The organism is Salegentibacter sp. T436 (assembly GCF_001932675.1).
In the GTDB taxonomy this organism is placed as follows: Bacteria; Bacteroidota; Bacteroidia; order Flavobacteriales; family Flavobacteriaceae; genus Salegentibacter; species Salegentibacter agarivorans.
Window position 1 is genome coordinate 3,994,267 of sequence record NZ_CP012872.1, and the last position, 22,150, is coordinate 4,016,416.

The 22,150-nt window shown below is 35.9% G+C and carries 15 protein-coding genes; 11 read left to right on the top strand and 4 right to left on the bottom strand.

Annotated elements, in window-relative coordinates:
* Nucleotides 1–29 precede the first annotated feature (29 nt).
* Both AO058_RS17760 and AO058_RS17765 read right to left on the bottom strand, forming a co-directional pair.
* Nucleotides 30–1,190: a hypothetical protein gene (locus AO058_RS17760; protein ID WP_075327753.1), complete on the bottom strand. Its 1,161-nt coding sequence runs from the start codon at nucleotides 1,188–1,190 to the stop codon at nucleotides 30–32.
* A gap of 540 nt (nucleotides 1,191–1,730) precedes the next feature.
* Complete coding sequence (locus AO058_RS17765) at nucleotides 1,731–3,959, bottom strand: glycoside hydrolase family 2 protein (protein ID WP_198036124.1); 2,229 nt, start codon at nucleotides 3,957–3,959, stop codon at nucleotides 1,731–1,733.
* Between the two features lie 447 nt (nucleotides 3,960–4,406).
* On the opposite strand from AO058_RS17765, the gene AO058_RS17770 reads away from it, so the two are divergent.
* The 6 genes from AO058_RS17770 (at nucleotide 4,407) to AO058_RS17795 (ending at nucleotide 14,573) form a co-directional block, all read left to right on the top strand.
* Nucleotides 4,407–8,372, top strand: a complete 3,966-nt coding sequence (locus AO058_RS17770; RefSeq protein ID WP_075327755.1) for a hybrid sensor histidine kinase/response regulator transcription factor — start codon at nucleotides 4,407–4,409, stop codon at nucleotides 8,370–8,372.
* A gap of 67 nt (nucleotides 8,373–8,439) precedes the next feature.
* Complete coding sequence (locus tag AO058_RS17775; RefSeq protein ID WP_075327756.1) at nucleotides 8,440–9,972, top strand: sulfatase family protein; 1,533 nt, start codon at nucleotides 8,440–8,442, stop codon at nucleotides 9,970–9,972.
* Between the two features lie 81 nt (nucleotides 9,973–10,053).
* Nucleotides 10,054–11,073, top strand: a complete 1,020-nt coding sequence (galE, locus tag AO058_RS17780) for a UDP-glucose 4-epimerase GalE (RefSeq protein ID WP_075327757.1) — start codon at nucleotides 10,054–10,056, stop codon at nucleotides 11,071–11,073.
* Between the two features lie 249 nt (nucleotides 11,074–11,322).
* Complete coding sequence (gene galK / locus AO058_RS17785) at nucleotides 11,323–12,492, top strand: galactokinase (protein WP_075327758.1); 1,170 nt, start codon at nucleotides 11,323–11,325, stop codon at nucleotides 12,490–12,492.
* 13 nt (nucleotides 12,493–12,505) lie between these two features.
* Entirely contained in the window at nucleotides 12,506–13,552 is a 1,047-nt protein-coding gene (locus AO058_RS17790; protein ID WP_075327759.1) for a UDP-glucose--hexose-1-phosphate uridylyltransferase, read from the top strand.
* Between the two features lies 1 nt (nucleotide 13,553).
* Nucleotides 13,554–14,573: a LacI family DNA-binding transcriptional regulator gene (locus AO058_RS17795; protein ID WP_083634218.1), complete on the top strand. Its 1,020-nt coding sequence runs from the start codon at nucleotides 13,554–13,556 to the stop codon at nucleotides 14,571–14,573.
* A gap of 62 nt (nucleotides 14,574–14,635) precedes the next feature.
* Here AO058_RS17795 and AO058_RS17800 read toward each other — a convergent pair whose 3' ends face one another.
* On the bottom strand, nucleotides 14,636–16,312 hold the full coding sequence (locus tag AO058_RS17800) for a sodium/sugar symporter (protein ID WP_075327760.1): 1,677 nt from the start codon (nucleotides 16,310–16,312) through the stop codon (nucleotides 14,636–14,638).
* A 735-nt stretch (nucleotides 16,313–17,047) separates the two neighbouring features.
* Here AO058_RS17800 and AO058_RS17805 point away from each other — a divergent pair.
* From AO058_RS17805 to AO058_RS17825, 5 genes are all read left to right on the top strand, one after another.
* Entirely contained in the window at nucleotides 17,048–17,392 is a 345-nt protein-coding gene (locus AO058_RS17805) for a single-stranded DNA-binding protein (protein WP_075327761.1), read from the top strand.
* Nucleotides 17,393–17,465: 73 nt separating this feature from the next.
* Nucleotides 17,466–17,915 carry a JAB domain-containing protein gene (locus AO058_RS17810; protein ID WP_075327762.1) on the top strand — a complete coding sequence of 150 codons (450 nt, stop codon included), beginning with the start codon at nucleotides 17,466–17,468 and terminating at the stop codon, nucleotides 17,913–17,915.
* Nucleotides 17,916–18,297: 382 nt separating this feature from the next.
* On the top strand, nucleotides 18,298–18,672 hold the full coding sequence (locus AO058_RS17815) for a BfmA/BtgA family mobilization protein (protein ID WP_075327763.1): 375 nt from the start codon (nucleotides 18,298–18,300) through the stop codon (nucleotides 18,670–18,672).
* Between the two features lie 7 nt (nucleotides 18,673–18,679).
* Nucleotides 18,680–19,717 (top strand): MobB family relaxase, encoded by a 1,038-nt coding sequence (gene mobB / locus AO058_RS17820; protein WP_075327764.1) that lies wholly within the window; start codon nucleotides 18,680–18,682, stop codon nucleotides 19,715–19,717.
* A gap of 11 nt (nucleotides 19,718–19,728) precedes the next feature.
* Nucleotides 19,729–21,345, top strand: a complete 1,617-nt coding sequence (locus tag AO058_RS17825) for a type IV secretory system conjugative DNA transfer family protein (protein WP_075327765.1) — start codon at nucleotides 19,729–19,731, stop codon at nucleotides 21,343–21,345.
* Nucleotides 21,346–21,363: 18 nt separating this feature from the next.
* Here the strand turns inward: AO058_RS17825 and AO058_RS17830 are convergent, their stop codons facing one another.
* Nucleotides 21,364–22,092: an SOS response-associated peptidase gene (locus AO058_RS17830; RefSeq protein ID WP_075327766.1), complete on the bottom strand. Its 729-nt coding sequence runs from the start codon at nucleotides 22,090–22,092 to the stop codon at nucleotides 21,364–21,366.
* Between the last annotated feature and the right edge of the window lie 58 nt (nucleotides 22,093–22,150).

Sequence of the window (22,150 nt, forward strand, 5' to 3'; positions counted from 1 at the left end):
TTATTGTTTTAAATTAAATTTTGATTAGATTAGTTTGTATTACTTTGAATAGCTATAAAATCATCCGCCCAGGCATAATTAAACTGAAAACGGCCATCTTCCCCGCGCTCTACCGTACGATTAGCATATAACCCATTGAGAACCCAGGGATCAGTAGTATCTGTGAAATCAGCCATTTCAGGATAACTCTGTCTAAAGGCATAGGCGGCCAGGAAAAATTTATCATATTCGGTGAAAACATCATAGAAAGTGTTTCTCAGGTAATGCTTGCGGTTTTCAAACCAGCTACTCTGGCTTAAAAAATCTACCCACTGGGACTTTGACACCTGATTTTTCAGTGCATAATCAATATATTCGTAATTCATTAAATTGCCGGCAAATTCATACTCATTGGCAAACTGGGCAGGTATATTTCCAGGTAAGTTGCTTCGGAAATGTTTCATAAGTGAAAATTCACTTATCATCACCTTCTGGTCATCCCGGATTCGGGTATCGACAAAGTCAAGCGCATCGACCATTTCCTGGGTGGAGGAATGATGAACATGAATATCAACCCCTGATATCCAGGGAGTAGTCCTGGAAAAGTCAAGTAAATTATTGAGTACCTCCAGGTTCTGGCGCCTGGACTGGTATAAGTTATCAAAAGAACCAAAAAAAATGGGGCGCTCCCCATGGGCATCTGCATATGATTTTACCACATTAGCAGCTTCCACATAATAATCATACATCGCTGGTCCGTAATCTTCAGGGTCTGTTTCAATAAAGGGTTCATTTCCAACAACAATTACATCCGTTTTATCCCATACCCTATCCAAAATTTTCGTAAGGATAATCATTTGTGATTCCATCTCTGCAGAATCCATTGAAGGGTAATCACTGCCCCTGAACAACCATTTTATATTGAGAACGGTTTTGAAACCATAAGTTTGGAGCCCGAGGTATTTATTAATCCGTTCATCACTATTTATCAGTGTAGGATCATTGTAATACCTGAAAAAATCAAGAAATCCACGCACCCATTGCGTCTCAAGAGCCAAAAGAGCATCGTTATCTATAAAGTCCAACTGTTCGTTGAAATTGACCCCAAGATTCTGAGTGTTCAGGTAACTCGTATCAACCGGACCATCACCAGTGTCTTCTATATCATCGGTGGGATCAACAGGATCCGAATCCGATGAACATGAAGGCATCAACGACGTAAGGAAGATGGCCATTATACCTATACTTTTATTCATACTATACATCATAATATTTGATATTTTATTTATTTTCCAGAGGAGAAAGTCGTATTTCCCGAATCTTTTAATTTGGTTCAATACAAATCGAAAGAAGTTTTTTCATTTTGACTTCTAACAACAATTGATATTCTATTTTTACCTTCCTTCAGAAAATTCATCTGCACATTAGGTTTATTCCTATAATGTGTTTTTCTCCGCCTTTATGTTTTTTGATAGCAATCAATTCACCATTTATATTTACTCTCAAGGTTGAATAGATTGATAATTCAATGAAATGGTAGCATCTATAAATTCTAATACAGACTTATCTTCGGTTTCACAAATACTTAGGATCAATAATCCTATAATTGAGAAATATTAAATAATATACTTTCATAATTATGTGATTTCAGTTTTACTCGATAGTCGAGATTTAAAACTATTGAGTCCCTTCAAATTTTCTGAAATTGACATGTTTACTTGCACCTGAAGCAACTTTCCTTTTAACATACGCTAAAAATCATCGCTATCTTTAACCGTTTCTGTTGTATACATTCCCAAATCAAAAGCGCGTACTTTTTCATTACTGCTTGCTTCCACAGCTATAACATTCTTCCCCTCTTTTAGAAACTCATGAATACCGCCTAACATTATATGGGTATAATGTCTTTTCCTTCCGCCACCATCTTCCCATTCTTCTACCAATTGGCCGTTTACATAAACTTTTAATTTAGTTTTTGGAGCATAATATTTGATAAACAGCTTTTCGGGAACAGCCTTTAAATCAAATGTTTTCCTGGCATATAATGTTTCAGAATCCCAGGTTGTAATCTCTGGAAGAAAGGGGTTTTCTTCTGCAGAAAATGGAGCCTTTTCATTGTTCCATTCCAAATCTTCATAATCTTGCCCTTTCCAATTTCCCGCTGGTTCTTCGAAACTCACTTTCCAACTATGTGCTTTGTGTTCAGAATCGGAAATCAATACCCGTTTATTCCACCAGGGTTCGTACAAAGGTTTTAAGAGTTCCCTTGTCTTTTCTTTATCCAGTTTTAGCACTTCCCTGTCGTAGGTCATCACGCCATTTACTTCTCCTTCAACATCGGTGGTTTGAGTATAAACCGCTGCTGAAAGCCCCCAGGAGATGAGCCCCTGAAGATTTTTAATAAGGGCAGAAAATTCCTGCTGGTATGTTTGCTCATCGTTATAGGTTAGATATCCCCAATTTTTTTTATTCCACCAAAGGTGATCTTCCACAGGCCATCCCAAACCTCCGAATTCTCCTAACACTGATGCCCTGTCACTTTCGGGAAGCTCCATTCCAGGACCGGGATAAAGATGAACATCTATCATATCACCCACTTTCCTGTCGGCCCAACCGCTTGGAGCATCCACCAATCTTGAAGGGTCGTAATTCTTTGTCCATTCGGCTATACGCTCAGTATCATATTGTCCCCAACCTTCATTCAATGGACACCAAAGAACGATAGAAGGGAAAGCATAGAAATTATCGATCATGGACTTCAATTCCTTTTCAAATTGAAGTGCAGATTCTTTTGGTCGTTCCCAATCTAATTTAGCGTCGTGCTTAACGTGTTGCACTTCTTTATCACTACTGTTAAACCCAGATGGCATATCCTGCCATACCAACATTCCCATCTTATCACAGTGGTAATAAAACCTTGCCGGTTCTACTTTCACATGCTTTCTTAGCATATTAAAGCCCAGGTCTTTTGTTACCTTAATATCATAAACCATGGCTTCTTCGGTTGGAGCTGTATATAGCCCGTCGGGCCACCATCCCTGATCCAATAAGCCAAATTGGAACAAGGGCTTATTGTTTAACAAAATTCGGGTATATCCATTTGCGTCTTTACCAAGGGATACTTTTCGCATTCCAAGATAACTTTTTACCTGATCAACTATGTTTCCATCCCTGTCTTTAAGGGTAATTTCAAGGTCATATAAAAATGGATTTTCTGTGTTCCATAGGATAGGATTGGGGATATCAATTTCAAGCTTAGCCTGCGTACTCTTTTCGCCAATAGGAATTTCTTTGGTTCCAACTTCTACTCCTTCTGCAAAAGCTTTAACTTCTATAACACCATCAAAATTTAGTGAAGACAACTGAATCTCTACATGAGCTTTTTCCTTATCTATATCGGGAGTGGTTTTTAAAAGTTGAATATAATTTTCAGGAACGGTTTCAAGCCAAACAGTTTGCCAAATACCGGTTACCGGGGTATACCAAATACCTCTGGGGTTATTGAGTTGTTTACCTCTGGCTTGCGTACCTTCTGAGGTAGGGTCCCAGACCCGAACCACAATTTCTTGTTGCCCATTGTCATTTAAAAAGTCTGAAATATCAAAATTAAAAGGATCATACCCTCCTTTATGCGAACCAACTTTTCTTCCATTTACAAAAACAGTGGTTTCCCAGTCTACCGCCCCAAAATGAAGCAATGTTTTCTCTCCTTTATTTTTTTGATCTATTTCAACCTCCTTTTTGTACCACAGGTAATTGGAACTACCTACTAATTTCTTCACCTCACTCAGTTCAGATTCAGCAGGAAAGGGAACCAAAATTTCACCATCATATTCGTTGGGCTTATTTTCTCCTTTGCCCTTAATAGCATAGTCCCAATAACCATTCAAATTAACCCAATTATCACGCGCCATTTGCGGACGGGGATATTCAGGATAAAGATTATCTGGATCTACATCATCGGTCCAGCGAGATTCCATAGAATAATTTAAAACATTATTCTCTTGCTGTGCACTTGTATTCAAAAAAGGCCAAAGCAGGAAGCATAAAAAAATTAGGTGGTTAAAAATATTTTTCATTTTCGGTTTTAAGTTTTAATTGATTAGTGTAAGAGTCAGGACTATTGTTGTAAATACTGTCTTATATAAAGCTTATAGTTTAAATCAGATCATCTGGTCTAAAAACACAACCTCCACTGTTTTTACAATTTTTTATATATTATTTTTAAATTTTATCTATTTTTATCATCAATTTGTGTGAAATCAACAATACAATGTTAAATCAATATTAAATTATCCTTCTATAATTTTGTGTAATTTAATAGCACATTTGTATAATTACACTGCTAATCCCATTAAATGAAGAAACCGATAAACATTTCAGCAGAGGTTAACTTTTTAATACGCTTAATTTTCCTCATATGGTCAATGACACTATTTTCTCAGGAAAAAAACTTTGAAAAAATCACCGTACAGGATGGCCTATCGCATAGTACAGTTTATGATATAGACCAGGATACTAATGGTTTTATGTGGTTTGGTACTCGAGAAGGTTTGAATAAATATGATGGAAAAACTATTCAAACTTATTATCAGGAAAATGGACTAAGCAATAACCAAATAAACGTGGTAAAATCTACTTCTCGCGGATTACTAGTAGGCACTTACAAGGGGCTAGATGTTTTTTTACCAGAATACGATAAATTTGAAAAACTTCTTTCTTACAAAGAAATAGAAGGAGCCGTTTCTTCAATCTTTGAAACTGAAAATAATGAAATCCTGGTAGGCACAACGAATGGCCTTTATAAAATTGATGAAGAAGGAGGAATAGATCATCTTATTAAAGATGTTTCGGTTCAGGAAATTGAATCATTCAAAACAAATGTATTATGGGTTGCCTTAAATAAAAGGATTTTACTTATCAATGATATAGGAGAGAGGATAAGAGAATATCAAATTCCTGAAAGCCCCGGAAAGTATCAGGACGGATCCACTTATGCAATTAATTCAATTTATAAAGACCGTAAAAATAACCTGTATGTAGGGACAACCCGGGGATTGTTTTACTTAAATCAGGAAACTGAAAAATTTCAATACGTTAATCTTACAAACAAAGAAGAAAGAGAAGCTGAAGTTATAAGGAGTATTAAAGAAGATAATAATGGTTTATTGTGGTTGGGGACAGAAAGTGGAATTTTTACATATAACAAAAACACGGAAACTGTCAGGCATTATGGGCAGTCATTTGACAATCAACCTGAAAGCCTTTCAGATAAGGCTGTTTACAGCATTTTTGTAAGTGAAGAAAACATCGTTTGGATAGGAACTTATTTTGGTGGCATAAACTTCACCAGTCCAAAACCTAAAGGTATAACTAAATATACTCCGAGTGATTATCGTAAATCAATAAGCGGAAAAGCCGTTAGCGACATAATTAGCCTAAAAGATGGAAGATTATGGATAGGTACTGAAGATGGAGGAATAAATATTCTGGATAAAGAGTCAAATCAGTTTAGCTTTCTCAATTCATCCGACGGCTTAAGTAGTAATAATATTCATTCTATGTATGAGGATAACCGGGGTAATATATGGATTGGAACTTTTTTAGGGGGAGTTAATAAATACGAAAAGCAAACTGGCAAAATAAGCGTTTATAAATATTCCGGAAGTGATCCTAATTCCATCTCCAACAATTATGTGTATTCTATTTTGCAGGATTACTCAGGAAGGTTATGGATAGGAACACAAAACGGCCTGAACATTTATAATTATGAGACCAAAGGTTTTGACCTTTTTATGCCCAAAGTTTTAGGTGATAAATTTATTTATGATATTCTGGAAGACAGCGAGAATAATTTATGGTTTTGCACCCGATACTCAGGCATATTCAAATTAGAGAATAAATCCGAAGAATTAGTCCAACCCGGTTTAGAATTATTTTCCGACAGGAATTTACAAAAGCAAATTATTAGTGCCTATGAAGATAAAAATGGGGATATTTGGTTTGGTTCTTTAAATGAAGGGGTCTTAATTTATGACAAAGGTAAAGATAGACTTGTACCATTTCATTTAAATAAAGAATTACCAAACAGTAATGTTTATGGAATAATAGAAGATAATAACGGCAGTAAATGGATGTCTACCAACCAGGGTTTAAGTATATATAACCCCGAAACCGAAAAACTGACCCATTTAAATGTAGAAGATGGCCTTTCTACCAACCAGTTTAATTTTAAATCATTTTATAAAGATGAAAATGGGTTATTGTATTTTGGGTCTGTCAATGGCCTAAACATTATCAATCCCGAACTCTTCAACACTATACCTCCTGCTCCTCCTTTATACTTTACAGGGTTAAAACTATTTAATAAGGAAGTTTCAATTGATGAAGACAATCTACTCAAAAAACATATTAATTATGTCGATAAAATTGAATTAAAACATAATCAGGATGTTTTTTCAATAGATTATGGAGCCGTTGATTATCTAAATGAAAAGGCTATTAAATATGCTTATAAATTAGATGGTTTTGATAAAAACTGGAACATAGTTGGTAATAAAACCACGGCAACCTATACCAATCTTCCTCCTGGTGAATATACTTTTAGAATAAAAACACTCCCAATAAGTAATAATGAAAATGAACGTAAAATTGCCCTTAGTGTACTCCCTCCATTTTGGAAAACTGACCTGGCTTATTTCATTTACTTCCTTCTCGGAATCCTGCTCGTCTATGCTTACTGGAAGTTTGTAAGATTTATACACAACCAAAAGTTAGCCGTTCAACTGGAGCGTATGGAAAAAGACAAAATCAGTGAACTTAATCGGCATAAGCTTAATTTTTTCACTTTCATTTCTCACGAATTTAAAACACCACTTACCCTCATTATTGCTTCCGTAGAAAAATTTTTCAGGGATAAGGTTAATACTTCTGCCCCACCAGAAGAATTAATATCCATCAAGAAAAGTGCGAATAAACTAAATAGATTGATCCATCAACTATTAGAATTTCGAAGGATTGAAACGGACCACGCCGAATTGGATTTGCGTAAAGGCGATATAATCCTTTTTCTAAAAGATACTTTTATGGCATTTGAGCCTTTATTCAAAAGCAAAAAAATTTCTTACTATTTTAAATCCGAATTTTCAGAGTATACCTGTTATTTTGACCCTGCTAAAGTGGAGATGATTGCCACCAACATTGTTTCTAATTCTTTGAAAAACACCCCAAAGGATGGGAATATCAATTTAACTGTCTCCATATCAAATTCCCTGGATGAGTTAAAGCATAGTAGGATTTATCTCAAATTTAGTGATACTGGGGAAGGTATGTCCCGGGAAATGGTAGAGAGAGTTACGGAACCGTTTTATAAATCCAATAATGGAGAAAACGGAGGGAATTCCGGATTAGGCCTGGCATTGGTTAAAAGTCTCACAAAGTTTCTAAAAGGTAGCCTCTCCATTAATTCCGAATTTAAAAAAGGTACTGAAATTAATATTGAATTTCCGTTAGTCTTAAAGCCGAAAAAGGAGGAGGATTCCAAACAAATAAACGGAAATAAAACTTTACAAATAGATGAGTTATTTCCTAAAAATCTGGAAAGCACTGATTTTTTACAACTTGAAAAAAAATCGAATTTTAAAATTCTTATTGCTGAAGATAATCTGGAACTAATGAAGTTTTTGAAAAAACACTTCTCTAATAAATTCCAGGTGCTTATGGCAAAAGATGGTGCAGAAGCTATAGAAAAACTAAAACATGTTTCTCCTGACGTTATAATTTCTGATATGAAAATGCCAAATATTTCCGGAATTCAGTTATGCGAAAAAGTAAAATCAGCTCACGAAACAAAACATATTCCCTTTATACTACTTACAGCAAAAAATGATGAAACCTTAAAACTAAAAGCCTTGAGTTCTGGTGCAAATGCCTATTTAGAAAAGCCTTTTAATTTAAATGAACTGGATCTGGTTGTAAATAATTTATTAGAAACCGGAAAAAACCTGGAGAAAAGATTCTCAAATAAAGACAATAACGACTCAACTCCCATCCCCAAAAATAATCAGGATCGTGAATTTTTAAGGAAAATAGACTTGTTGGTTAATGAAAATTACTCTAATCCGAATTTCGGAGTGGAGACTATGGCCAATGACATAGGCATTAGCCGTTCTCTTTTGCATATCAAGATGAAAAAGCTAACAGGATTAAGTACGCTGGAATATATTAAACACGCCAGAATGAAAAAAGCCATACGTCTTATTAAAGAAGGGAAGAATATTTCTGAAGTAGCATTTCAGGTAGGATACAACGATCCAAATTATTTTAGCAGGGCCTTTAAAAAGGAATATAAAGTAACTCCTACCGAATTCGCAAATAAGAATAGCACCGACTAAACATTTTTATCCGCTTTTTCAACAATTTTACTTCATAGGGGATAATCCGTAAAATATCTTTATAACTATGAAAAAAATTATCCTATTATTTATTCCCTTCCTTTTTATAGCCTGCAAGCATAAAACGACAGAAGGTCAAAACCCGAAAAGCGATAGTAAAAAACCGAATATAGTGCTACTCTATATTGATGATTTAGGGTATGCTGATGTGGGTGCTTATGGTGCAAAGGGTGTAGAAACCCCCAATGTTGACAAGTTAGCATCCAACGGGGTTATGTTTACCGATGCGCACAGTACTGCCGCAACCTGTACACCCTCCAGGTATTCCCTTTTAACCGGGAATTATGCTTTTAGAAATAATGCAGAAATACTCCCGGGAGATGCCCCGCTTTTAATAGATACCAGTTTTGTAACGATGCCTAAGATGCTTCAAAAAGCTGGTTATACCACAGGCGTAGTGGGAAAATGGCACCTTGGGCTTGGATACGGTAAGGTTGATTGGAACAAACCGGTGACCCCCGGGCCGTCGGAAGTGGGATTTGATTACAGTTTTTTACTTCCTGCAACAGGTGACCGGGTTCCGACTGTTTTTCTTGAAAACAACAATGTGGTCAATCTCTCCGAAGATGACCCAATTGCAGTTAATTATGATAAAAAAATTGGACATCGCCCTGTGGGCACAGAAAGACCCGATTTGTTAAAAATGGAAGCAGACCTTCAACACAGCCAAACAATTGTAAATGGTATTAGCCGAATAGGTTATATGGGAGGCGGCGAAAGTGCCGAATGGGTAGATGAAGATTTTCCGTTTGTTTTTACAGAAAAAGCTTCCAATTTTATAACTAAAAATAAAGATAATCCCTTCTTCCTATTTTATAGTTTCCATGATATTCATGTACCCAGAGCTCCAAATGAAAAATTTAAAAATAAAAGTAAAATGGGGCCTAGGGGCGATGCTATTGTTCAAATGGATTATATGGTTGGTGAGGTCACAAAATTACTTGAAAAAGAAGGCATAGCTGAAAATACAATAATTATTTTCACTAGCGACAACGGGCCGGTTTTAAATGACGGGTATAATGACCAGGCTGCTGAACTGATTGGAGATCATAATCCTTCGGGACCTTTCCGGGGTGGCAAATATAGTATTTATGAAGCTGGAACCAGAGTACCCATGATTGTTTACTGGCCCGGAACTATAAAACCTATGAAATCAGCTGCAATGATGACCCAACTCGATTTTTATGCCTCTTTTGCAGATATGTTGGAAATGAAAAAAGGAGAAAAGGTAATCGATAGTGAAAATCATCTTAGTGCCTTACTTGGTAAAACAGAGAATGGTAGAAAAGTTATGCTGGAAGAAGGTTTTACTTTGGGACTTCGCGATGAACATTGGAAATATATCGAACCATTTACTAATGGAAGTATTCCCGAATGGATGGAGAATAAAGATATCGAATCCGGTTTACAATCTGAGCCTCAATTATATAATCTTAGCGAAGATAAGGGGGAAAAAAATAATCTTGCACTGGAAAAGCCCGAACTGGTTAAAGAATATGGGGAATTACTCAAAAAAATCAAAACGAAAACCAAAAGATAGGTTTTTCCTGGTGTAGCAATTATTCATAAGAATTATACACCGAAAATTCCTATAATTTTCAACTTTAAAAAGATAAAAAGAATGCGTACAAAAATTTTAGTAACAGGAGGGCTGGGGTTTATCGGTTCACATACGGTAGTAGCCTTACAAGAAAAGGGTTTTGAAGTAATAATTATAGATAATCTATCCAACTCTTACGTGCAAGTCCTGGATGGGATTGAGAAAATCACCAATCAAAGACCTATTTTTGAACAGATTGATCTTCGTGAGAAGGAGATGGTTAAAAAGTTTTTTGAAAAATATAATGATATTGAAGGCGTAATACATTTTGCTGCTTCCAAGGCCGTGGGGGATAGTGTCAAAAAACCTTTAGTATATTATGAGAATAATCTCTCCACACTTATCTATCTGTTACAGGAACTACAAAAAAATTCACGAGCGAATTTTATTTTCAGCTCTTCATGCACTGTTTACGGGCAAGCTGATAATTTACCGATTAATGAAAAAGCACCGATTAAAACAGCACAATCCCCTTATGGAAATACAAAACAGATTGGGGAAGAAATAATTGCAGACACCTGTAAAATAAATTTAAACCTTAATGCCATCTCACTAAGATATTTTAATCCAATAGGAGCTCATTCATCTGCAGAAATCGGAGAGTTACCCATTGGTACTCCTCAAAACCTGATTCCCTTCATTACGCAAACGGCTATAGGCCAAAGAAAAGAATTGATGGTATTCGGTAATGATTACCCTACACGAGATGGCACCTGTATCAGGGATTATATCCACGTTATGGATTTAGCGAGTGCCCATGTCCTAGCATTGGAACGCCTGATAAAAAGAAAAGAAGATTCTAATTTTGAAATTTTCAACCTTGGCACAGGTAATGGCAATACAGTCCTGGAGGTAATTAATACGTTTGAAAAATCAACCGGTATAAATTTAAAATACAAGTTTTCTGATCGCAGAGAAGGAGATGTAATTGCTGCATTTGCAGATACAGTAAAGGCTAATAACGTATTGGGATGGAAAGCTGAGCGAAGTTTGGCGGAAGCTTTACAAAGTGCATGGAAGTGGCAGAAAAGATTCGCTTAAAAAAGAGCATGAGGATTAAATTGTTCTCTAATGCTTGAATTTGGAATGGAGAATTTATCAAATACCTAGATTTCTCAGAAAATCTATTACCCCAGAATTAAAAATAACTACTAGTAGATCTCTTATACTTTACCTGGCCTCGTTAAAGAAAAAATTTTGACAACTGTATATGAAAAAATATCAATCAAACAATGAACGTATTTTTTACATTTATTATCTTTATGCTATAATTAAATAAAAACGAACTCTTTGAAAAACTCAGAAAAACCAGCTTTATACCCGGAAGAATTTTCCGCCTTTACATGCGAAGTAAAAGTAGCTTCACCAGGAAGGATAAATCTTATTGGTGAACATACGGATTATAACCATGGATACGTGATGCCTACTGCAATTGACAAAAAGATATTTTTTGAATTTAAAAAAAATGCTTCGGACAGTATATGCCGAATTTTTAGCATCACTTTCAACAGTTATTTTGAATTCAATTTAAACGACATTACGAGATCCAACCAGTCATGGCAAAACTACCTGCTTGGAGTAACAGAAGAAATTCAAAAAATTGGAGGAAAATTGAGGGGCTTTGATTGTATAATAAATACAGAACTCCCCATAGGGGCAGGAATAAGTTCTTCTGCAGCACTGGAGTGTGGATTTGCTAGCGGGCTAAATCAAATCTTCAATCTTAAGTTGACAAAATTGCAAATTGTAGAGCTTTCGCAACGCGCAGAGAATAATTTTGTAGGCTCGAACTGTGGGATTATGGATCAGTTTGCTTCAGTAATGAGCAAAAAAGATCATATCATTCTTCTAGATTGTAAAACTCTTGAAACCGAATATATCCCAGCCGATTTTAAAAATTGCAAATTATTGCTTTTGAACACCAACGTTTCCCATAGCATTGCAGATAGCGAATATAATACAAGGCGTGCTGAATGTGAGGAAGCAGTACGTATTATATCGAAAATATATGCCGAAATAACCTCTCTACGGCAAGTTAATTTTGACATGCTTTCTGAATTCAAGCATGAGTTAACAGGTAAAGCATATCAGCGCTGTACATACGTTTTAAAGGAAAACGAAAGAGTTTTAAAAGCTTCAGAGGCTATGAAAAGAGGGCATTTGAAAGAATTCGGAGAGTTGATGTACCAGTCCCATGAGGGCTTACAACATAACTACGAGGTAAGCTGTTCCGAATTAGATTTTATGGTAGCTTATGCCAAAAATAAAAATTTTATTTATGGTTCCCGTATGATGGGTGGTGGCTTTGGAGGTTGCACGATTAATTTAATTGAGGCCGATAAAATCAAAGAATATTCTGAAGAGATTTCTAAGGCCTATTTTAAAGAATTCAATAGGACCATGGATATTATTACCGTCTCAGCTGGTGAAGGAACTCTAATTGAAAAAGTTAAAGCATAGAAAAATTTATAGTATGAGCATTAAATTAAATGATAACCCACACAGGAGATACAATATATTAACGGGTGAATGGATCCTGGTTTCGCCTCATCGCACAAAAAGACCTTGGCAGGGAAAAACGGAAAAAAATAATCCTGAAAAAGGCCCCGATTATGACCCCTCGTGCTATTTATGTCCAGGGAATACTCGTACCAGTGGAGAAACCAATCCTAATTACGCCGAGCCATTTTCTTTTACCAATGATTTTTCAGCTTTATTGCCTGATACTCCTAAAAAGGAGTTGAATGATGGCCTTTTAAAGGCCGAAGCAGAACAGGGAATATGTAAAGTGGTCTGTTTCTCTCCAGATCATTCCCTTACACTTCCGTTAATGGAGATCAGAGACATTCAGAAGGTAGTAAAAATGTGGAAAAAAGAGTATGCCGAATTAGGAGCCATCGAGAGCATCAATTACGTACAGATATTTGAAAATAAAGGTGCTGTTATGGGGTGTAGTAATCCACATCCACATGGCCAGATCTGGTCTCAATCTTCAATCCCAACAGAAATTCAGAAGAAATCGAAACAATTTAAGGAATATTGGGAGAGAAATAAACGAAGTCTCCTTACCGACTACTTAAAGCAGGAACTTGAATTAGATGATCGAATCCTGGTCAAAAATGAGCATTTCGTAGTACTTATTCCTTACTGGGCAGTTTGGCCTTATGAAGCAATGATAATACCACGGAAACATTACCAGCATATCGGCCAGTTAAACGAAGAAGAAGAACAGTCTTTTGCCAAAGCAATAAAGGAACTTACGATAATTTATGATAATCTTTTCGAGACGTCCTTTCCGTATTCATCAGGAATTCATCAAATTCCTACCGACGGAGAGAAATATCCTGAATGGCATTTTCATATGTCTTTCTATCCGCCGCTACTAAGATCTGCAACAGTGAAGAAATTTATGGTAGGTTACGAAATGTTTGCAGGTCCCCAACGAGATATTACTGCAGAGATGGCAGCAAAAACTCTTAAAGAGTTGCCAAATAAACACTACTCTATGCTGAATAAATAAAATGATGCAGAAATATACTTTAAAGGATCTCGCTAAGCTGCTCAACGTATCTGTTTCCACGGTCTCAAAATCTTTAAATGACAGTCCAGAAATTAGTACAGAAACTCGAGATAGGGTTAAAGAATTGGCTTTACTAAATAACTATATTCCTAACGGAATGGCTCAAAGTCTTAAAGCTAGAGAAACTAAAACTATTGGTGTTATTATTCCAAATGTTCTAGACAGTTTCTTTGCAAAAGCCCTGGACGGAATCGAAACTATGGCTAGCAGCCTCGGCTACAGAATAATTATTTGTATTTCTAATGATTCCACTAAAAAAGAAGCCGACAGCCTCTCAACCTTTTTAAGCGCACGTGTGGATGGATTAATCATTTCTTTGGCAAAAGAAACGCAACGGAATAATGATTTTTCACACATTATGAATGTAATAAATTACGGAATTCCCGTAGTGTTGTTTGACAGAATTACTACTCAGCTACCCTGTGATTACGTATCCATTGACGATTTTCAAATAGCCAAAAAAGCTACGCTGCAAATGTATGAATCGGGATGCGAAAAAATCGCCTACCTATCAACAATTTATGATACCAGCGTGGATTTTCACAGGAAGAAGGGCTATTTAGCAGCTATGAAAGGAATAAATGTAAAACCTTGTATTATTCATATTAAAGATTATGGGGTATTCGAAAAAAATCTACTATCTGCATTAAAAAGAAACAGCATTGACGGAATTCTTGCTGCAGACGAGCTGTCGGCAATTTTCACTATTCGTTCTGTCATTAAAAATGGCTATAAAATTCCGGAAGAAATCTCAGTCATTGGTTTTACCAATGGTTTTATGGGAGAAAAGTTTCTCCCATCATTAACAACCGTGGAACAATATGCAGGAAAACAAGGAAAGCTTAGTGTAGAAACACTTATAGCGAGAATCCGCGGGGAGCTTACCAAAAAGAAAATATCAACAGTGCTTGAATCAAAAATACTCTATCGTGATTCAACCAAGGCTTTGGAAAAGCTTTAAGTAATTATAAGGACTTTAAAAGGAAACCAAAATGAAAATTTTGGTTTCCTTTTAAAGTGCTCTTACCAGAATAAGGCATATAACATTGCTACTATCAGCATAATTGCAAAACTGCATATATTGAATATAGGACTTGTTTTAAACAGTTTCTTAGAAATTATAATTGCCTTTTCGTGATCCTTTCCTTTGGTATCTGCATAACTTACACCTACCATAATCAACATTGTTAATATCCACGTAATAAACATTTGATGCATAAATGGCAGCTCCACAAATATTTGATTATCCACCCATTTATTTGGTCCAACTTTAAAGTAAAGTGCAATAGGCATCGATAATAATACGCCCCAGATAGCAGCTTTGTTGGTTGTTTTTCGCCAAAATAATCCAAGCATAAACACAGCCAGTATACCAGGGCTTACAATGCCAGTATATTCCTGTATATATTGAAATACCTGGCCCAGGTTTTTAAGTTGCGGAGCAAGAATTACTGCAATAATTAAGGCAGTTGTAGCAGAAAGCCGTCCTACCATCACAAGATTTTTATCTGTACGTCCTTTATTGAAGTAAGGTTTGTAAATATCCATTGTAAAAATCGTCGCGGTAGAATTCAGCATTGAAGCTATGGAAGATACAATTGCTGCGGCCAAAGCTGCCAGTACCAAACCTTTAAGCCCAACCGGAATAAATTCCTTGATTAGCCAGGGAAATGCATTGTCATTTATTACCCTTCCCCCTTCGGCAATAAAAGAAGGATCCGTAAAAGCTGAAGAAATTTCACCGTTAGGCCCAGTATTCATCACGTAAGCAATAATCCCCGGTACCACTACGATAAGCGGAATCAAAAGTTTAAGAAAACCAGCCAATATAATTCCTTTCTGAGACTCTCTAAGACTTTTAGCAGCAAGAGTACGCTGTATTATATACTGATTGAATCCCCAATAATATAGGTTGGCTACCCACATCCCACCTAACAAAACAGCCAATCCAGGCAAATCCCACCAGGCATCTTTTCCATTAGGAGTCATAATCTCTCCTTTCTCAAGAATCATGGAGAACTTTTCTGGTACTTCTTCATAAATAGAAACGATCCCAGAAATGACGTTCCCATCCTCTGCAACATGGGAAAGCCCAATATAGGTAGTAATTAACCCTCCTGCAATTAGGAGGACAACCTGCACGACATCTGTCCAGGCTACAGCGGCAAGTCCGCCGTAGAGTGAATAGGCAGCAGCAAACAATGCCAATCCTATAATGGAATACATAAATATAGATCCATCTCCTACACCTATAATAGTATCCAAAGCTGTGGCGCCTAAGTAAAGAACTGATGTAAGATTTACAAAAACAAAAAGTGCAATCCAAAAAACTGCCAATATAGTCTTTAGGTTAGTCCCATAACGAACCTCAACAAATTCAGGTATAGTATATAATTTTTTTTCAATGAAAATGGGTAAAAAGAACTTCCCCACCACCAGCAAAGTAATGGCCGCCATCCACTCATAAGAGGCTATAGCAAGACCGATAGCGAAACCCGAACCAGACATCCCTATAAATTGTTCTGCCGAAATATTGGCAGCAATTAGAGAAGTACCTATTGCCCACCAGGGTAATGATTTACTCGCAAGAAAATAATCTTCCGAAGATTCTCCCTTTCCTCTAGAAACCCATAGGCCAATACAAATAATTAATAAAGCATAAGCTGCGAAAACAATCTGATCGAGTAATTCAAATTCCATATCTACGTTTAATATTTTGTTAAAAATAAAATTTTATTTTTAAATGTAAGATATACGCTCATAAATTATTCAAATATTATTGTTTTAATAAGATGACAATATTAAATCGTTTTCATTCCTAAAATAAGCCCTATAATAAAACTTAAGATCATTGGAATTTATCACCATTTATAAATTACCTTTGAGAACTAACCCATTCAGCACATTAGCCTTCCGTACCTCCAGGCTAAAGAGCTTCATTCATAAGCACCGGACACAAGCGAAAAACCACCAACTTCCATTTCGCTTATTCCGCACAAAATGCGGAAATGCTTCATTCTCGGTTCTGGTTTTCCACTTAAGTCCTCTAATTGGATTTCATAATTAATTTAATTCCGTTTCCTGCTCCTTCCCTACTCTTCCTTTTTTCTATCTGAAGTACACCCGTCCCTCACTGCCCCTACCTTTTTCTGTAATGCAAAATACCAAGATTTAGAAGTTAGTCCAGACTGCATAAAGCCGGTCCCTGCGCTCCCTTTTTATAAGTCCTCCCTAATTCTAAATCTTGAAAATGTATGAGCATCAGAAAAAGGTAACAGTGAAGGCGCTACAGGAAGTAAATCTAAAAATGGAAAAATGAAATCATACAAAATCCACAAAAAGGAAGCGGAATTAAAAAATCAAAAAAGGAAAACGCTCAGGATACAATAAGTAAATCAGTTAAAAATCAATTATAAACCTTTAAATCTTTTAGTTATGAAAACGCTTAGAAACACAGTACAGTTAATTGGAAACGTAGGGGAAGATCCTAAATCTCACAGGTTTGAAAACGGGATGTTGGTTTGCCGATTCTCTCTGGCCACCAATGAACAATTTTTAAAAGACGGAGAGAAAGTCCAGGAAACACAATGGCACCAGCTAGTAGCCTGGAGTAGACAGGCTGAACTTGCCAGTAAGTATATCGTTAAGGGGAAGGAAATTGCTATTAAAGGCAAATTAACCTATCGCTCGTATAACAATGAAGCTGGAGAGAAACAGTACATCACCGAAATTCTAGTAGATGAGATCCTTTTATTGGGTAACTCCGCAAAGGATAGTTAAATCAAAAAACAAAGAGGGCGTCATCGTCGAAAAGTGCGCCCTCTTTCACTATCTAACTTTAAACAAATCAATAATGGAAACCAAAGTTAATGAAATTGCAATAAGTTACAGCGGAAGTATTAAAACAAAATTGCTTCCCAAAATATCTTCTTCCCGTGATGCCGCCAACCTTCTTTTTGAGCATTGGGATAAACAAAATATTGAACTTTTTGAAAGTTTTAAAATGTTACTACTTAATAATTCAAACAAGGTAAAAGGTATTTATACACTTTCTACAGGTGGTATCACCGGAACTTTAGTAGATATAAGAATTGTTTTCGCGGTAGTTTTAAAGTCCGTTACGACCTCTATAATTTTAGCACATAACCATCCCTCAGGAACGCTGCAACCCAGCCTACCTGATAAATCACTAACGGAAAAGATCAAAAAAGCAGGGGAACTTTTTGATATTAAGGTACTGGATCATTTAATACTAACTCCCGATGGGGATTACTTCAGCTTTGCCGATGAAGGCATTTTATAACAGGAAATAATTAGTTTCTAAAACGGGATATGATTTTCATAATCCCGTTTTTCATTTTACAGAATTCTCAATTATTCTTCCAATTCTCTACAGTTAATTTTAAAGATTTTCTTTTTCAATCATAAAAAATGGGATTCAGTTTCTCACTAATTAAAGCGCTATTAAATTCAATTTGATAGTTGAAATTTTTGTCCCTGCGGGACGAAAAGGTAGAGCAAGAGGGTAACGGGCAGAGCCACGTTAAGAAATACCTTTTAAAACCCAAGTAACTGTTTAACAGTTATTTAAATAATTTTATTCAAGGATCAAAATTAAAAAGAAGTTGTTTTATTACTAAAAACCTTTGAAAACCATTGAGAAATGGCAAAAATATTACTAAAAAATGGATGAAGAATATAAAAAAGAGAAGTTCGAGACTCTTAAGATCAAGACTTCCGTAGCCAAAAAATTTAAAAGGTTCAGCCGGGCTTTATCTAAATCTCAATCAATGACACTATCATCGATGGTCGATTTTTTTGAAATGAATAGTATTTCCCCAAATGAAATGATGGGTCCAAAAATGCAGACTCTGGAAAACCTTGTCAAAAAAAGAATAAATGCAGTAATCGCAATTTTGAAAGATATAGAGAAGAATAAAGTAAACCCCACTTTAGGCATTTTGGAATCTTTAATGGAAGCTGCAGATCCCAAAAATAACTACGAAAATCGGATAAGGGACTATGAGGAAGACGATACTCATCCCGATTTTTATAAATAAACCTATTATGTATATCACTATCACACCTCAGAAACTGGGCGCAAATTATTCTCAAAGTGCCGCAGATTATGTCGATTACCTGGAAAAAGAGAATCAGCTTCCTGGTATAGAAGAAAAGGATCAGGAGCTTTTTTTCAATCAGAAGGAGGATGAAATTTCTCCGGAAATAGTTGTAAAGGAAATAGATGCCAATACGGCTAAACTGGAAAAGATGGAACCAAAATTTTATTCTATTACCGTAAACCCATCACAATATGAGTTGAAAAAACTACAAAACAGTTCTGAAGCTTTAAAACAATATACCAGGGCAATTATGAAAGATTATGCCTCCAGCTTTAATCGAGAGATTAATGGTAGACCAATTAATGTAAACGATATTAAATATTTCGCAAAGATCGAACACCACAGAGCATTTAAAGGCACCGATTACCAGGTAAGGGAAAATCAGCCTTATGCCACAAAAATACTGGAACTCAAAAATGAAATTCGGAAAATAGAACGTGGTGAAATGCAAGGCAGCATAAGATCCAGGGAACAACAGATTATTAATTTGGAAAAGGAAGCTCCTCACCAGCAAAACGGCCAACGTATTGTCCAGGGAATGCTTAAGGATGGAAAACAGAGCCATATTCATATTATTGTAAGCCGAAAGGATGTTTCCAATTCCCATAGCCTATCGCCTGGTAGTAAATACAAAGCTTCTGAGGTTGAACTGAATGGTAAACTGGTGAAAAGAGGATTTAACAGGGATGATTTTTTCAAAAAAGCAGAAAAGACATTTGATAAACAATTTCAATATCAACGTAATTTTGTAGAAACTTACCAGGCCAGGAAAGATTTTATAAAGAGTCCGAAAGCATATTTTTCTGCTATTATGGGATTGCCCGCATCTGAAAAAGCCCTGGCAATAAAAATGCTTAGAGAAACCGGTATCCCCTTGCCGCCTGTAATTCCTCTTTCTAAAGCCCAGCTAAGCGTGAAACTGATAAAAACAATTCAAAAAGGCATCCTAACAGCTTCAAGATCTGCATCAATAGGAATTTAAATCAACCAGCTATGGAAGTCAATTTTCTAAATATTATCTTATGCATTGCAATCGGGAGCGGGATTTTCTTGCGAATGTATAAAATCACCTCTTTTGCATTTCCTAAGAATCTACTTGTATGTGGTTTGTTCCTTTGGGCACTTTTACCGAATGATCCTTCATTAAAGGAAATAGCTAACATAGCCCTTTACTTGGGATGTCCTCTTATTTTAAGCAATACGGTTCTTTATGTTTTTATACCCAAGAAAGAAATATCAAATACCGAAACTAAATACCAGGTTCAATTTAAGACTGAGAGGGGTGCCTTTAAAATCAATAATATTAAGCGCGGAGTTTCTGTAATTGGCGCTGCAGGTAGTGGTAAAACAGAAAGTGTTGTTTATAACCTTTTGCAACATTTCAGCCGAAATTCTTTCTGCGGACTTATACACGACTATAAAGATTTTGAGATTACCGAAATGGCCTATCCCCTATTTAAAAATCGAAATCTGGAGTTCTATATACTTTCCTTTGATAAAATAATTCATCGGGTAAATCCTATTGCACCGCGGTATATGGAGAATGAAGAAGATATTAATGAGGTTTCTCGTGTCTTGATTGAGAACCTATTGGAACAAAAAGAATCGGGTGCGGTAGGCGTAGGAAAATTTTTTAATGATGCTGCGCAAGGACTAATCTCCGGTTTAATTTGGAAACTAAAGGTTTCATTTCCGAAATTTTGTACCCTCCCTCACCTCATTGCGATTTATCAATATTTGGACACCGATGAGCTTATTGGTTTTTTAAAATCAAACCAAACTTCACGGGCATTTGCAGATGCTTTTATAAGCGGTAAAGATTCCGAAAAACAAACTGCGGGGGTAAAGAGTACCCTTTCAACAGCTTTGATGAAAATTAGCAGTAAACGGATTTTTATGGCGTTGGCTGCAGATGATATTCCGCTAAATATTAATAATAAAGATAACCCGGCGGTAATCTCGCTTGTAAATAATCCCAAATACGATTCCTCCTATTCCCCGGTGATCGCTACGGTAATGCATACTATTGTAAAACAAATGAGCGTGAGGCATTCCAAATCATCTTTCCTACTTATTGAAGAAGCGCCAACTATAAGGTTATTAAATATGCATCGTATTCCAGCCACTCTTAGAAGCTATGATATAGCAACCGTATATGTGATGCAGGATAAGATTCAGAATGATATGATGTATGGAGACAAAGCCAGTAAGGCTATTTTAAGCAATCTATCTTATCAATTCTTCGGAAAAGTTAATGATCCAGACACTGCAAGGTTTTATGAACGCTTTTTCGAAATTATTAAGGATGAAACAAAAACAGTAATGCGGGGTACCGGTTTAGATTTCGATACTAAAATATCAACGGGCGAAAAAGAAATTTACAAAGTAAGAGCGAATGTGTTTTTTGGTTTAAAACAAGGAGAGTTTATCACATACGCCGATGGGAAGGATAAAAAAGTACATTTTAAGCAGCAGCTAATTGAAAGGGAACTGCCTGAAGTAGGGCAATTCTTTTCAGATGAGGAAATCAATGAAAATTATATAAAAATATATAGAGAGGTGCGTAATATCTGTAAGTCTTTTAAGGAAAAAAAAAAGTACGAAACCTGATGAAGCGGCTTCAAAAAATTAAAATAACTTGCCCTGTTCCCCTGCTCCATCATCCACAGGTTCTAAAAATTCAGGGGTATTGGTATTAATCTCACGTTTATAAATATTGGCTACCGAATGAGATTTAAATTCTTCCTTAATAAAACCGTGTTTTACCAGGTCTAAAATGCCTTTATCTGATAAATCTTCCCGTAACCATTCTCCTTCAAAAGCAGGGTCTAATACTAAAGGCATCCGTTTTTTCTTATTATGAATTTTTTCAAAAAAATCGTTAGCTTCAGTAGTCACCAGGCTAACATTCCAATATTCATCATCAAATTCATTATAAATACCGGCAAAACAAAAAAGCTTTCTGTTTTCCAAATAACAATATTTGGGAACCGGCTTAGCTTTAAAATTATCATTTGGGTAATGGGGTTCAAAAAAGCCATCCGCCAGGATTAAACAGCGCCGTTTTCTTGCTGGTTCTTTAAAAAGTTTAGAGTGAAGCAAACTTTCTCCTCTCGCATTAAGGGTATTATAATCTTTTCGGAAATCGATAATATCTATCCCTGGTTGATTGGGAAATAAGCCCCACTCCATAGGATATATATGTGAAGGATCTTCAATTGGTAAGCAAAAAAGGTTTGGATGAGTATAGCCTGAAAGATGATAATATGGTTCGTAGGTTCCATAATATAAAAGTTCAGCACCGGTATGTTTCTCAATAGCTGATAATTTTTTAGTAAGACTGGTTTCGTAACACATTTTAAATAAATTGGATTATATCCTATTATTTGGAAATTTACCTATTTTTGTTGTTCAA